The sequence below is a fragment of the Yersinia similis genome (assembly GCF_001053095.1).
Classification (GTDB): domain Bacteria; phylum Pseudomonadota; class Gammaproteobacteria; order Enterobacterales; family Enterobacteriaceae; genus Yersinia; species Yersinia similis.
In genome coordinates this window covers 1-15,033 of the sequence record NZ_CGBP01000006.1, presented here as the reverse complement: position 1 = coordinate 15,033, position 15,033 = coordinate 1, and the positions used below count along the sequence as shown (strand labels likewise).

The following is a 15,033-nucleotide window of genomic DNA, read 5'->3' as shown; positions in this document are numbered from 1 at the left end:
GTGAAAGCAGTCATTTTGGCCGGAGGCCTTGGAACCCGTCTTAGTGAAGAGACCGTAGTAAAACCAAAACCAATGGTAGAGATCGGTGGGAAGCCTATTCTCTGGCATATTATGAAACTTTACTCTTCTTATGGCATAAATGATTTCGTTATTTGCTGTGGCTATAAAGGCTATGTCATTAAAGAATATTTTGCGAATTACTTTATGCACATGTCGGATATTACCTTCTGCATGCGTGATAATGAAATGACAGTACACCAAAAGCGAGTCGAACCTTGGAATGTCACGTTAGTAGACACCGGTGAAGATTCTATGACCGGTGGCCGACTTAGGCGTGTAAAGGATTACGTCAAAGACGATGAGGCTTTCTGTTTCACCTATGGTGATGGTGTTAGTGACGTTAATATTGCTGAATTAATTGCATTCCATAAGAGCCATGGCAAGCAAGCTACATTAACGGCAACCTATCCCCCAGGCCGTTTTGGTGCGCTGGATATTAAAGATAAACAAGTACGTAGTTTTAAAGAAAAACCAAAAGGCGATGGCGCATTGATCAACGGCGGTTATTTTGTTTTGTCGCCTAAAGTTATCGATCTGATCGATGGTGATAAGTCTACTTGGGAGCAGGAACCTTTAATGACATTAGCTGCTCAGGGGGAGTTGATGGCGTTTGAACATGCCGGGTTCTGGCAGCCAATGGATACGTTGCGTGACAAGATCTATCTGCATGAACTATGGGAAGAAGGCAGGGCACCTTGGAAGGTATGGGAATAACAAAATGATTAATAATAGTTTCTGGCAAGGTAAACGGGTTTTTGTAACCGGTCATACTGGGTTTAAAGGTGGCTGGTTGAGTTTATGGTTGCAAACCATGGGGGCAACGGTAAAAGGTTACTCTCTGGCCCCCCCCACTGTGCCTAGCCTATTTGATACCGCACGAGTTGCCGACGGGATGCAATCGGAAATCGGTGATATTCGTGATCAAAACAAATTATTAGAATCAATCCGCGAATTCCAACCAGAGATTGTTTTCCACATGGCTGCTCAGCCACTGGTCAGGTTATCCTACACCGAGCCTGTTGAAACCTACTCAACGAATGTTATGGGTACCGTTTATTTACTGGAGGCTATTCGCCATGTTGGTGGCGTCAAGGCGGTGGTCAATATCACCAGTGATAAATGCTACGATAATAAAGAGTGGATCTGGGGCTATCGCGAAAATGAAGCGATGGGGGGATATGACCCTTACTCTAACAGTAAAGGTTGTGCGGAATTAGTGACGTCATCCTATCGTAATTCGTTCTTCAATCCATCGAGCTATGACCAGCATGGCACTGCCGTAGCGACAGTACGTGCTGGTAATGTTATCGGTGGTGGCGATTGGGCATTGGATCGCATCGTTCCAGATATCCTTCGGGCGTTTGAACAGTCCCAACCAGTGATTATCCGCAATCCACATGCCATTCGCCCATGGCAGCATGTGTTGGAGCCTTTATCGGGTTATTTGCTGTTGGCACAGAAGTTATATACTGACGGTGCTAAATATGCCGAAGGTTGGAACTTTGGTCCTAACGATGCTGATGCTACTCCGGTAAAAAATATTGTTGAGAAAATGGTGAAATATTGGGGACAGGGTGCAAGCTGGCAATTAGATGGCAATGCTCACCCTCATGAAGCTCATTATCTGAAACTGGATTGTTCAAAAGCTAAAATGCAACTTGGCTGGCATCCTCGCTGGAACTTGAATACTACGCTCGAATATATTGTGGGCTGGCACAAGAACTGGTTATCAGGCACAGATATGCATGAATACAGTATTACTGAAATTAATAATTACATGAACACTAAATGATTTGAGGTCATAGATAAATGAGTCAAGAAGAATTACGTCAACAGATTGCTGAGCTGGTTGCTCAGTACGCTGAAACGGCTATGGCCCCTAAGCCATTTGAAGCAGGTAAGAGTGTCGTTCCACCTTCAGGTAAAGTTATTGGTACCAAAGAACTCCAGTTAATGGTTGAAGCTTCTTTAGACGGTTGGCTAACTACGGGCCGTTTTAATGACGCTTTTGAGAAAAAACTAGGCGAGTATTTGGGCGTTCCTTATGTTCTGACTACAACTTCTGGCTCTTCAGCCAACTTATTGGCTTTGACCGCGCTGACCTCACCTAAATTAGGGGTACGGGCGTTGAAACCAGGTGACGAAGTTATTACTGTTGCCGCAGGTTTTCCAACCACAGTAAACCCAACTATTCAGAATGGGTTAATTCCTGTCTTTGTTGATGTTGATATTCCAACTTACAATGTAAATGCTAGCCTGATTGAAGCGGCGGTTAGTGATAAAACCAAAGCTATTATGATTGCCCATACATTAGGTAATCTATTCGATCTAGCTGAAGTTCGCCGAGTAGCTGATAAATATAACCTGTGGTTAATTGAAGACTGCTGCGATGCGTTGGGTTCCACCTACGATGGAAAAATGGCTGGTACGTTTGGCGATATTGGTACCGTTAGCTTCTATCCTGCTCATCATATCACCATGGGTGAAGGTGGGGCGGTATTTACACAATCGGCGGAACTGAAGAGTATCATCGAATCTTTCCGTGATTGGGGTCGTGATTGTTATTGTGCTCCAGGCTGTGACAACACATGTAAAAAGCGTTTCGGCCAGCAACTTGGCTCTTTACCATTCGGTTATGATCATAAATATACTTATTCCCATTTAGGTTATAACTTAAAAATCACAGATATGCAGGCTGCCTGTGGTTTGGCGCAACTAGAGCGCATAGAAGAGTTTGTTGAAAAACGTAAAGCTAACTTTAAATACCTTAAAGACGCACTTCAATCCTGTGCTGACTTTATTGAATTACCAGAAGCAACTGAAAATTCAGATCCATCATGGTTTGGTTTCCCTATCACACTGAAAGAAGATAGCGGAGTTAGCCGTATTGATCTAGTTAAATTCCTTGATGAAGCTAAAGTGGGAACTCGCCTACTATTTGCCGGTAATTTAACTCGCCAGCCGTATTTCCATGATGTGAAATACCGTGTTGTTGGTGAATTGACAAATACCGATAGAATTATGAATCAAACTTTCTGGATTGGTATTTACCCAGGCCTGACACATGATCATTTGGATTATGTTGTGAGTAAGTTTGAAGAGTTCTTTGGTTTGAATTTTTAATGTAGTTAGTATATTGAGCTGGTTTAGCTAGCTTAATTTTTCTGGGGCAGAAAATGAAAGCATCTGATGCAATAGCGCATGTGTTAAGTGCTAATAATGTAGATTTTGGTTTTGAATTGATCGGTGGAATGATTGCTCATCTTGTGGATAGCATCAATTCATTAGGGAAAACAAAATTAGTTTCTGTACACCATGAGCAGGCTGCAGCATTTGCAGCCGGTGGAATAGCTAGAGCTACGGGTAATGAAAAAATAGGTTTAGCTTTAGGTACTAGTGGACCTGGTGCTACAAATTTGATAACTGGCATTGCAGATTGTTGGTTAGATAGTTCTCCTTGTATTTTTATTACAGGCCAGGTCAATACTCATGAACTTAAGGGGGGGCGTGGTATCCGGCAGCAAGGTTTTCAAGAATTAGATATAGTTAGTATTGTTAAAAGTATAACAAAGTATGCATATCAGATAAAAAGCAAAGATGAAATAATTCCATGTTTGCAAAATGCAATCGATATCGCAAGAAGTGGTAGACCTGGGCCTGTGCTTATTGATATCCCAATGGATCTGCAAAGAGCTGAACTAGATGATAGTATAATCAATTATCTTAACAATGAAATAGATTCTAATCTGATATCTAAAAAAGATTCATCATCTATATTTGATGAGATTTTTAGCTTACTAGAGCAGTCTAAACGACCTGTATTTTTAATTGGTGGTGGTGCAATACACGAAGAAAAATTCAATCTTTGGCAAAACAAAATTTCTGAAAATAATATACCCCATGTCGCCAGTTTAAAAGGTGCGGAGAAAACTTTATCAATACCAGGCTATTTTGGTATGGTCGGTAGCTATGGTACCCGCACTGCTAATTATGCAGTACAAAATGCTGACTTGGTTATTGTTCTAGGTAGCCGTTTAGACGTAAGGCAGACCGGTGCTGACACGCAAGATTTTGCAAGAAACGCGAAAATTGTCCAAATTGATATTGATATTGAACAATTAGATAATAGAGTGAAATGTCAACTTAATATTAATGCATCATGTGAGGATTTCTTTTCTTATTATTTACGTTCGAGGCAATGTAATTCGTATAACTCTTGGTTCCTACAATTAGAAAACAATTGGACTAAAAATTTTGTAGATGAATATCAAGATTTAAAAGTAAGTCCATTTAGCCTTTTCTCCATTCTAAATAATGCTTTTAATGATAAAAATGTCCATTACGTAACTGATGTCGGCAACAATCAGATGTGGGCAGCCCATTCATTACGTTTAGGTGTAGGGCAAGCTATTCATAATTCTGGAGGCTTGGGTGCGATGGGATTTGGCATCCCAACAGCTATTGGTGTGTCATATGCGACAAACTATCCTGTTGTAGTAATTACTGGGGATGGTGGAGCTCAATTGAATATCCAAGAGCTAGATATTATATCTCGCGAAAATCGTCCTATACTAACAATAGTTTTAAACAATAATTCTTTAGGTATGGTACGTGCTTTTCAGGAAATGTATTTTGACGGTAGAAATGAGTCAACATACTGGAGTGGATATAGCTCATCATTCTCTAAAATTGGGAAAGCATATAATGTTGAGTCGTACACTGTATTAACAGAATGTGACTTTTTAGAAAAAGTCAATGTGTTTATTGATAATCCAAAGCCAATGCTTATTGAAGTTTTGATGGAAGATGCAAGAGAATGTAGACCAAGATTAGCTTTTGGTAACCCAATTGATAAACAATTTCCCTATAAATAGTTGGTTTAATATATGAAATTAGCAATTTTAGGCGCAACAAGTCAAATAGCTAAGGATCTTATAATTCGGCTATCTAAAAACCAAAAGGTTATCTTGCATTTATACTCAAGAAATGCTGAAAATGTAAGCGCTTGGTTATTATCATTCAATAATCATAGTGGTTATAAATCAAGTAATATAGATTATTTTGATCATAATTATAAATATGATGCCATAATAAACTTTGTTGGTGCAGGTGATCCAGAAAAAATTAAAGAGATGGGCAGTGAAATTATCGACATTACTTATAAATATGATGATCTGGTAATAAAATATTTAAAAAAAAACTCAAACTGTAAATATGTTTTTATTAGTAGCGGTGCAGTTTATGGGGATGTATTTTCCGATAAAGATAGTCTTAGAACGGATAGTCGCTTTCATATAGATAATAATGGAAGTGATTTTTATGGTTTGGCAAAATTTTACTCTGAGATAAGACATAGATCATTATCGTCACTAAAGATATATGATTTAAGAGTTTTTGGCTATTTTAGTTCATCTCAGAATATAGAGTCGCGATTCATTTTATCTGATATGTGTAGAGCAGTAAGAGACGACGAAGTTTTTGTTACAACAAGTAAAGAAATGGTTAGAGATTATATACATCCTGATGATTTTCATACTTTAATTACTTCTATATTAGCAAATGGCATTGATAATTGCGCTTTAGATTGTTATTCGCTTTGCCCTATTAATAAGAAAGATTTAGTGAAAACTATGCATGATGAATTTGGAATGAAATATCTTATAACTGATTTAGATGATATAAATATACCAAAAAATGATCGTATTTATTATTATAGCAAGAATAAAAAGGCTTTTCAGTTAGTTGGATTCATTCCTCAGTATTCATCAAAAGATGCTATTGTTAGCGAAATGAGAAAAATAATAAATTTTAAATAGTGATAGATTAAATAAAAATATATTTTTAATAGTGCCAATTTAGCAACCATATGTTGCTATATAAAATAGATACTACGTCTATGCACTATTGCTACGAGAGGGTTAGTTGTGTTAGCTGATTTTTTTAGGTGTTTTTTGACTTGTTTTTAATTACATGATTTTCCAAATGGTAGTAAGTTATATAGTTTATGTAAAAGTTGTATAAATAGTGGATTAGGTGTCATTGGGTCTAGCATTCTATGATTAATTCGTCTGCTAATTTAAATATAAAATGGTTTCTAGCTATTTCTTATTTAAACAACAAAGGAATTACATTAATTCCCAATATGGGCCGCTAGTTCTGTTTTTATTAATTAATATTTATGCTCATTCGCTGATATCTGTATAGACGATATAGTATTTATTAGGTAAATCACAACTATTTTTTAAACTATTAGTTGTTGGGTTATGGAATTTCATTTACTTTAATTTCTTCTATTATTACCTTCCTTATTTTTATTAATTGTTTTTTACATGTATTTACACAAAAATGGGCTATGTTTCGTTTTGTGGTTAGAGTGAAAATAATTTCTGTTCTTTCTCTAAAAAATTAATTTTAAAAAAATTCATATATTTTTAGTTATGACTAAAACCATGTAAATAGGAAAGTTTAAATGTCACAGCAAGGTTTTTAAATGAATAGTAATCTTATTATAAATAATTATTTTAACGAAGATGATGTGATTTTGACAATAGCCATACCTACATATAAAAGGTTTCCATTATTAAAAGAAACTTTGCAAAGTGTATTTAATTTGAAATTTAGTATTTCAGTAGAAATAATTGTGGTTGATAATGATCCTGAAAATACTGATTTAGCAATTGAAGAAATGCGTGATTTTTTAACTTATAAATTTAAATATTATAAAAATGAATCTAATTATGGGGCCGCAGGTAATTGGAATCGTTGTTTAGAATTAGGCCGAGGACAGTTAATTACTATTTTACATGATGATGATTTGTTATGTGAAAATTTCCCTGCTCAGTTAGATAAATACCTGAATAAATTTGACGGTTTTTATAATATCCCAATGGTTGGATTTGGTGCATATTTTCTTGAACAAAGACATGAATCTAATAAGGTAGAAATTGGTTTTTTCTATAGGGGATTACGTAATATTTATAATAAATATAGGCAGTTAATAGTAACTGAAGGGCATGAAGAAAGAGTTGATCTTCAGAATTATATTTTTAGCTCCCATTATATTGCGACGTTAGCTGTTGTTATGGATCGTAAAAAAGCATTGGCTATAAATGGGTTTGATAATTATTGGTATCCTATTATCGATTATGAATTTTACATTCGATGGATACGATTTCACGGTGATGTAGTATATATAAATACTAAAGTATCAAAGTATAGAATACTAGAAAATTCTTGTATGCAACCAGATGTAATTAATGGCGTTATTGATAAAAATTATGAGCTTAGAATGAAAATATTCAATGAAGAGCATGGTTTAGTTGGTGTTGATAAATTCGCAGAAATAATGAGGGAAATTGAAAAAACCACGTGGAACATTAATTGGAAAAAAAATGATGATTATGAAATAAGTATATTAGACACTTTTAAACTGCTTTTGCTTAAATTAAAATGCTTATTACATGTAAGAAAAATTAAGTTAAGAAAGCATATGTAATGATTTTTTAATACGTATTGATATGATCATTTAAGACTTTTAACTTTAAAAGCAGCATAATGCCTTTTTTAATTTTTAGCGAAAAATACTGAAGATATAAATAATTAAGTCTAAATTTACTGGAGGTATGGCTTAAAAATGATAAAGAACTATGAGGGGATAACTTTCTTATAGCATCTACAAAAATAGACTATTATTAGGTTTTTTTATTCATAGAAAGCATTCCTGAATAAAAATGACGTTATCTGTGGGAAATTACATATAAAATATTTATCTATTAATTATTATAATTAAATAATAATAATTAGCGAGGGTTATGTGAAGTTTTAATATTATCTCAGGATTTTTTCGATATCAATTAAAGTAAGATATAGTATAGCACTGAGTATAGAGGGGGTTTCTTACAGTACTATAATGAATATGCATATTCTCTGATTTGGTATGTATCATGATACATAGTGCCTATGGTCAGTTGAAAAATAATAAAATAATTTAATTAAGACTTGGAGAAAAATAAAATGACAAACAAAAAAATAGTTTGCCGTTTAATGGGAGGGCTTGGGAATCAACTTTTTGAGTATGCTGCTGCTTATTCTAAAGCTAAAAGTATGGGAGCAGAATTAATTATTGATAAACGCTTCTATGAAAAATTCAATTATACGCTTCATGGCGGGTATCGGTTAGATAGGTTAAAAATACCCAATAGAGAGTTAACTAAAGAAGAAGAGAAGATCTTTCCTGAGTGGAAAATAAGGTTGATGAATAGGTTCCCATTTCTTTCCTCAAGATCAAATAAGTGGCATCATGAGTGTAATGGTCATAATCGTGTATGTGGAAAAAACGTACTAATGTTAGGTCATTGGGCAAAGGAGGAGTATTTTAGTGAATGTCATTCCGAATTAAAAGAAATTTTTGTTCCTAAAGAGATAGAAACAGATGCATTGATCTTTTGTGATAAAATAAAAAATACAAATTCAGTTTCAATTCACATTAGACGTGGTGATTATATAGATAATAAGGAAGCATTAAAAGTACACGGTGTATGCTCTGTCCATTATTATCAAGAAGCTATAGGTATTATTTTAGATAAAGTAGAAAATCCTGAGTTCTTTATCTTCAGTAATGATATTGATTGGTGTAAAAAAAATATAATTAACTTATTTCCATCTAATATTAACGTGAGTATCTCCATTGGATTCAATCAAGAAATAGATCTATGGTTAATGAGTAATGCAAAAAATCATGTTATAGCTAACAGTACTTTCAGCTGGTGGGGGGCTTGGTTAGCAAAAAATAAAGATCAAATTGTAATTTCACCTTGGCCTTGGTATGAATCAGAATCAAAAGACTACCCAGTTGTCGCTAATTGGATTACTATCAATAAATAAAAATATTAGCTTGGAAGTTTTTTTATTTACTTCAGTGCTAATATATTACCATTCTAAATAACTACGCCTTTTACTGCCATACCTGCAATTTTTGAGTATATGATTGCTCAGTAAGAGCGGTGTCTACAAGTTTTACGCTATAGCATTTTGCGGTAAATTTGAGCCAATCTCTTGCCTCGCAGGGGATGATGAAAGTGGAGCACTATTAAGCGCAGCTATTTAATAAGGCGTGATTAGGTATATGATTATTAACTTACCTTCGAACATATTATAAGCATTTTACATAATCCTGTAGCCTACACTTAATCTAGATAACTTTACCCCATAATAAGCTAGCTATAATATTATTTATTATACCTCGTGAAGTTACAAAACCACATAAGTAAAACAATTTAAGTGATTACGTTACAAAAGAAGACTATTCGACTTGGTGATAATCATTGTAGATAAGACTTCTTGCCCCCTAGTACTTCTATGGGGAATTTTTATTGGGTCTTTCAATGCTGGTTTAAGATGTGAATACTTAAATATTAACTATCTCCTATTTAATGGAAGTGTACATGGCTGGAACGAAAAATATAATTTTTATAATTATGACAGAAAACACTTTTCAGTAAATGACTAAAATATGGCATATTTTATCTAGCGCCACAAAAATAGTAGATTATTAATATACCTCCATAATTATGGATAAAAGGTATAATACATCATTTCCTAAATATTTTGTTTGTTTTTCTAATCGGATAAATAAAAATAATAGAGAATATTTCAATAGAGGTAAGTATGAAAAAGGCATTAATTACAGGTATTACTGGTCAAGATGGGTCATATCTTGCTGAATTTTTACTAAAAAAAGGTTATCAGGTCCATGGTATCCAACGGCGTTCATCTTCGTTTAATACACAACGTATAGATCACATATTTCAAGACACTAATTTGAGTGCTGATAATTTTTTCTTACACTATGGCGATTTAACTGATTCGTCTAACTTAACTAGATTGGTAAAAGAAATAACACCCGATGAAATATATAATTTGGGTGCTCAGTCACACGTCGCAGTATCTTTTGACTCACCTGAATATACTGCGGATGTTGATGCAATGGGAACCTTGCGATTGCTTGAAGCTATTCGTTTCTTAGGATTAGAAAAAAAAACCAAATTTTATCAAGCCTCAACGTCTGAATTATATGGTCTGGTGCAAGAAATACCTCAGAAAGAAACTACTCCATTCTATCCACGTTCTCCCTATGCTGTAGCTAAATTATATGCATATTGGATTACGGTAAATTATCGTGAGGCATATGGCATGTATGCTTGTAACGGTATTTTGTTTAACCATGAATCACCGCGTCGTGGTGAAACCTTTGTAACAAGAAAAATTACACGTGTACTTGCTAATATTTCGCAAGGACTAGAAACTTGCTTACATTTAGGAAATCTAGATTCACTAAGAGATTGGGGGCATGCAAAAGATTATGTCCGTATGCAATGGCTTATGCTCCAACAGGAACAACCAGAAGATTTTGTTATTGCGACAGGTAAACAAATTTCTGTCAGAGAATTTGTTCGTATGGCTGCGGCAGAATTGGGGATAGAATTAGAATTTAGAGGTATGGGTGTTAATGAGATTGGTGTAGTGAAATCGGTCAAAGACTCTGACGATGTTATGTCCGTAAAAGTAGGCGATGTTATTATTAAGGTTGACCAAAAATATTTTAGACCTGCAGAAGTCGAGACTTTATTAGGTGATCCTTCTAAAGCAAAAATAAAACTGGGTTGGGTACCTGAAATTAGTGTAAATGAAATGTGTGCTGAAATGGTAAAAAATGATCTGCAAAAAGCAAAGGCAATAGCTATTTTAAAATCGCACGGTCATGAAGTTTCTATTGCAATAGAGTCTAAATAGGGTAAAAAAGTGAAGATATTACTCACAGGGGCAGGTGGCATGGTTGGGAAGAATATTCTCGCCCACACCAAGTCTAAAGACTACGAATTTATTACACCATCAAGCAAAGAGTTAGATCTTCTTGAAAAAAAGCACATAACAACATATCTGAAACACCATAAACCTAATTTTATTATCCACGCTGCAGGGATCGTTGGCGGAATCCATGCAAATATTAATAACCCTGTAAAATTTTTAGTTGAAAACATGCAAATGGGTATTAATTTATTAACTGCCGCAAAAGATAATAATATTAGAAAATTACTGAATTTAGGTAGTTCTTGTATGTATCCAAAAGATTGTGACTCTGGATTAACAGAGGACATGATTCTTACCGGTGAACTAGAGTCAACGAATGAAGGCTATGCGCTTGCTAAAATCACAAGTGCCAAATTATGCGAGTATATAAATAGAGAAGATTCAGAGTTTCAATATAAAACTGCTATTCCCTGTAATCTGTATGGAAAATATGATAAATTTGATGAGAATAATTCTCATATGATTCCTGCTGTTATAAAAAAGATTGTCACGGCAATTGAAACTGGTAAAAGTGAAGTTGAAATATGGGGTGATGGTGAAGCAAGGCGCGAGTTTATGTATGCTGAAGATTTAGCTGATTTTATATTCTATACGATCAATAATTTCACGAAGATGCCGCAGAATATTAATGTAGGCTTGGGTCAAGATTATACTATCACTGAATATTACAAAGTAATCGCTAAGATACTAGGATATAAGGGGACATTTGTTTATGACAAATCTAAACCCGTTGGGATGCGTCGAAAATTAATAGATAATACTTTGCTATCTGAATTCGGTTGGTCGAATAAAGTAGATCTAGAAAGTGGTATATCACAAACCTGCCAATATTTTTTAAATGAGAAAAATAATGATTAATTTTCCTTTAGCTAGTAGCACTTGGGATGAAAAAGAGCTGAACGCAATTCAACGAATTATTGATTCAAACATGTTCACTATGGGGGAGTCTGTAAAACAGTATGAAAAGGATTTTGCTGAATACTTCGGTTCTAAATATTCAGTAATGGTAAGTTCAGGTTCTACAGCAAATTTATTAATGATTGCTGCATTATTTTTCACTAAAAAGCCTAAGTTTAAGCGTGGTGATGAAGTTATTGTTCCTGCAGTCTCATGGTCAACAACATATTTCCCATTACAGCAATACGGTCTTAACGTGAGATTTGTTGATATAGATAAAAAAACACTAAACATAGATCTTGATAAATTAAAATCTGCGATTACAGAAAAGACAAAAGCAATTTTGGCTGTAAATTTATTAGGGAATCCTAACGATTTTGATGCTATTACTAAAATTACTGAAGGTAAAGATATTTTTATTCTGGAAGATAACTGTGAATCTATGGGGGCAAGACTAAATGGTAAGCAGGCGGGTACCTATGGCTTAATGGGAACATTCAGTTCTTTCTTCTCTCACCATATCGCAACTATGGAAGGTGGTTGTGTTATAACTGATGATGAAGAATTGTATCATATCTTACTTTGTATAAGAGCGCATGGCTGGACTCGTAATTTACCTGAGTTCAATCATATTACTGGCCAAAAAAGTATTGATCCGTTTGAAGAGTCATTCAAATTCGTTCTTCCAGGGTACAATGTTCGTCCGTTGGAAATGAGTGGAGCGATTGGTATTGAACAATTGAAGAAGTTACCAAGCTTTATTGAAATGCGTAGGAAAAATGCCACGATATTCAAAGAGCTATTCAGCAGCCATCCTTATATAGATATCCAACAGGAGACTGGTGAAAGTAGTTGGTTTGGATTCGCTTTAATTCTTAAAGAGTCCTCTCCAATAACAAGAGCTGAGTTAGTTAAAAAACTTATTGAAGCTGGCATTGAATGTCGGCCAATCGTTACGGGAAATTTTCTCAAGAATAAAGAAGTACTCAAATTTTTTGATTATACAATCGCAGGTGAAGTAACCGATGCCGAATATATAGATAAACATGGATTGTTTGTGGGGAATCACCAAATAGATCTTTCTGAACAGATTAAAAACCTATTTAACATATTAAAGAAATAAATACCCATAAAATTAATATAATTGAAGTGTGCCTGTTTTTAGTAATATGGTTATTAACATTAATGTTGAACTTTCAGATATATGGAGATCTAATTTCACGCTACGTATTCTGTATTTGAGTAAATGAAAACGTATCGAATGAGTCATAATTGATTTAATCGGTGAAAATCATGTTAACTTAATTATTTTAATATTAGTGAAGATATAGTAGTGCTGATTCAATCTAATTGACTCTCAATTTTACACTTAAATAGAAAATATAAATATGAAAGATGATATACTTCCAGTTATTATGGCAGGTGGTTCTGGTAGTCGATTATGGCCATTATCACGTTCTTTATATCCTAAGCAATTCCTTTCATTAATATCTACATCGACGATGCTACAGGAAACAGTTTCTAGATTGTCTAATATAGAACATTTACCACCTATTTTTATTTGCAATCAAGAGCATCGTTTTGTTGTTGCAGAACAACTCAGAGAGAATGAAACATATCATAGTGGAATAATTTTAGAGCCTGAAGGCCGCAATACTGCTCCGGCAATAGCATTGGCAGCTTTGAAAGCGGTTAATGATGGCGAAAATCCGATTTTACTAATATTAGCTGCAGATCATGTAATTGAAGATAAATCAGAGTTTGAGAGGTCTATTTCAGAAGCAGTTATACATGCAAAGAATAACAAACTTGTTACATTTGGTATTATACCGTCAGGGCCAGAAACAGGATATGGATATATAAAAAAAGGTGCTGAAATTAGCAATATGGCATTTAGTGTTAGCTCTTTTATTGAAAAACCAAATATCGAAAAAGCAACTCAATATGTAGACTCCGGTGAGTATTACTGGAATAGTGGGATGTTCCTATTTAAGTCTTCTGTGTATTTAGATGCTTTAAAGAAATTCAGGCCTGACATTTATAAAAGTTGTTTAGATGCCATGAATGGATCTCGATATGACCTTGACTTTATTAGAGTTAATGAGAGTGATTTTATAAATTGTTCTAGTGACTCGATTGATTATGCAGTGATGGAGAAGTCTGATAATACCGTTGTTGTTAGTATGAATGCAAAATGGAGTGATATCGGCTCGTGGTCAGCTCTGTGGGAAGTCAGTGAGAAAGATGCTAATGGAAATGCTATTCGTGGTGATGTACTAACAGATAAATCAAGTAATAGCTATATATACTCTCAAAATAGGCTAGTTGCTGCCGTTGGCGTACATAATTTAATTATAATAGAAACAAAAGATGCGATATTAATCGCAGATAAAGATACAACACAAGATGTAAAAAAAATTGTAGAGCAACTAAAAGTTGTTGACCGACCTGAATATTTACAGCATAGAGAAGTATTCCGTCCTTGGGGAAAGCATGACACTATAGCTGAAGGTGAGCGTTATCAGGTTAAAGCTGTAACCGTAAAGCCGGGTGAAAAAACAGCAACTCAGCTTCATTATCATAGAGCAGAGCATTGGGTCGTTGTCTCTGGAACAGCAAAGGTTACGAAGGGAGATAATATAGTTTTATTAACCGAGAATGAATCAATTTATATTCCTATTGGTACACCACATGCGGTGGAAAATCCAGGCTCAGTATTATTAGAATTAATAGAAGTTCGCAGTGGTACTTATTTAAATGAAAATGATGTAATTCGTCTTGAAGAGTATGGGATTGGCTATTAATAATGGAAAATTTAACTTGCTTTAAATCTTATGATATCCGAGGAAGACTAGGAGATGAACTGAATGAAGATATCGCTTATCGTATAGGGCGAGCATTCGGTGAATTCGAAAGACCTAAAAAAATAGTTTTCGGTGGTGATGCAAGAATGAGTACTGAAAGATTAAAATCAGCACTCTCCCGTGGTTTACAAGATGCTGGCGTTGATGTTTTTGATATTGGTTTATCTGGAACAGAAGAAATATATTTCTCAACGTTCTATCTCGGATTGGATGGTGGAATCGAGGTCACTGCCAGCCATAACCCAATTGATTTCAATGGTATGAAATTAGTCCGAAGGGATGCTAAATAACTGCGCTTAATACCGCTACACTTTTGTTAGCCCATGTTTGTTGCCCGGAAAAG

The 15,033-nt window shown here is 34.7% G+C and carries 11 protein-coding genes and 1 pseudogene; all 12 read left to right on the top strand.

All coding sequences use genetic code 11. The features are described 5' to 3' along the window. Complete coding sequence (gene rfbF, locus AC971_RS06390) at positions 1 to 774, top strand: glucose-1-phosphate cytidylyltransferase (RefSeq protein WP_025382870.1); 774 nt, start codon at positions 1 to 3, stop codon at positions 772 to 774. A gap of 4 nt (positions 775 to 778) precedes the next feature. Further along, the gene (gene rfbG, locus AC971_RS06385; RefSeq protein WP_071825481.1) at positions 779 to 1,852 is read left to right on the top strand and encodes a CDP-glucose 4,6-dehydratase; all 1,074 of its coding nucleotides are present in this window, start codon (positions 779 to 781) and stop codon (positions 1,850 to 1,852) included. 17 nt (positions 1,853 to 1,869) lie between these two features. Beyond that, the gene (gene rfbH, locus AC971_RS06380) at positions 1,870 to 3,183 is read left to right on the top strand and encodes a lipopolysaccharide biosynthesis protein RfbH (protein ID WP_002208596.1); all 1,314 of its coding nucleotides are present in this window, start codon (positions 1,870 to 1,872) and stop codon (positions 3,181 to 3,183) included. Between the two features lie 53 nt (positions 3,184 to 3,236). After that, on the top strand, positions 3,237 to 4,934 hold the full coding sequence (locus AC971_RS06375) for a thiamine pyrophosphate-binding protein (protein ID WP_025382872.1): 1,698 nt from the start codon (positions 3,237 to 3,239) through the stop codon (positions 4,932 to 4,934). A 12-nt stretch (positions 4,935 to 4,946) separates the two neighbouring features. Next, a complete protein-coding gene (locus tag AC971_RS06370) occupies positions 4,947 to 5,876 on the top strand; it encodes an NAD-dependent epimerase/dehydratase family protein (RefSeq protein WP_025382873.1) in 930 nt (309 codons plus the stop codon). Between the two features lie 674 nt (positions 5,877 to 6,550). Next, the gene (locus AC971_RS06365; protein WP_025382874.1) at positions 6,551 to 7,555 is read left to right on the top strand and encodes a glycosyltransferase; all 1,005 of its coding nucleotides are present in this window, start codon (positions 6,551 to 6,553) and stop codon (positions 7,553 to 7,555) included. A gap of 518 nt (positions 7,556 to 8,073) precedes the next feature. Then, complete coding sequence (locus AC971_RS06360; protein ID WP_025382875.1) at positions 8,074 to 8,943, top strand: alpha-1,2-fucosyltransferase; 870 nt, start codon at positions 8,074 to 8,076, stop codon at positions 8,941 to 8,943. Positions 8,944 to 9,726: 783 nt separating this feature from the next. Further along, the gene (gene gmd, locus AC971_RS06355) at positions 9,727 to 10,851 is read left to right on the top strand and encodes a GDP-mannose 4,6-dehydratase (protein WP_025382876.1); all 1,125 of its coding nucleotides are present in this window, start codon (positions 9,727 to 9,729) and stop codon (positions 10,849 to 10,851) included. A 9-nt stretch (positions 10,852 to 10,860) separates the two neighbouring features. Continuing rightward, positions 10,861 to 11,787 (top strand): GDP-L-fucose synthase family protein, encoded by a 927-nt coding sequence (locus AC971_RS06350; protein ID WP_025382877.1) that lies wholly within the window; start codon positions 10,861 to 10,863, stop codon positions 11,785 to 11,787. After that, positions 11,780 to 12,949 (top strand): DegT/DnrJ/EryC1/StrS family aminotransferase, encoded by a 1,170-nt coding sequence (locus AC971_RS06345; RefSeq protein ID WP_025382878.1) that lies wholly within the window; start codon positions 11,780 to 11,782, stop codon positions 12,947 to 12,949. The genes AC971_RS06350 and AC971_RS06345 overlap by 8 nt, the downstream gene beginning before the upstream one ends. Positions 12,950 to 13,214: 265 nt before the next feature. After that, on the top strand, positions 13,215 to 14,630 hold the full coding sequence (locus AC971_RS06340; protein WP_038402151.1) for a mannose-1-phosphate guanylyltransferase/mannose-6-phosphate isomerase: 1,416 nt from the start codon (positions 13,215 to 13,217) through the stop codon (positions 14,628 to 14,630). Positions 14,631 to 14,632: 2 nt separating this feature from the next. Next, positions 14,633 to 14,977: pseudogene (locus AC971_RS06335) on the top strand (phosphomannomutase CpsG); the annotation flags it as partial. Between the last annotated feature and the right edge of the window lie 56 nt (positions 14,978 to 15,033).

Excerpts from the sequence above, each read along its gene's own strand:
- rfbG (WP_071825481.1), top strand. The coding sequence starts at position 779 with ATGATTAATAATAGTTTCTGGCAAGGTAAACGGGTTTTTGTAACCGGT.
- rfbH (WP_002208596.1), top strand. The coding sequence starts at position 1,870 with ATGAGTCAAGAAGAATTACGTCAACAGATTGCTGAGCTGGTTGCTCAG.
- AC971_RS06375 (WP_025382872.1), top strand. The coding sequence starts at position 3,237 with ATGAAAGCATCTGATGCAATAGCGCATGTGTTAAGTGCTAATAATGTA.
- AC971_RS06370 (WP_025382873.1), top strand. The coding sequence starts at position 4,947 with ATGAAATTAGCAATTTTAGGCGCAACAAGTCAAATAGCTAAGGATCTT.
- AC971_RS06365 (WP_025382874.1), top strand. The coding sequence starts at position 6,551 with ATGAATAGTAATCTTATTATAAATAATTATTTTAACGAAGATGATGTG.
- AC971_RS06360 (WP_025382875.1), top strand. The coding sequence starts at position 8,074 with ATGACAAACAAAAAAATAGTTTGCCGTTTAATGGGAGGGCTTGGGAAT.
- gmd (WP_025382876.1), top strand. The coding sequence starts at position 9,727 with ATGAAAAAGGCATTAATTACAGGTATTACTGGTCAAGATGGGTCATAT.
- AC971_RS06345 (WP_025382878.1), top strand. The coding sequence starts at position 11,780 with ATGATTAATTTTCCTTTAGCTAGTAGCACTTGGGATGAAAAAGAGCTG.
- AC971_RS06340 (WP_038402151.1), top strand. The coding sequence starts at position 13,215 with ATGAAAGATGATATACTTCCAGTTATTATGGCAGGTGGTTCTGGTAGT.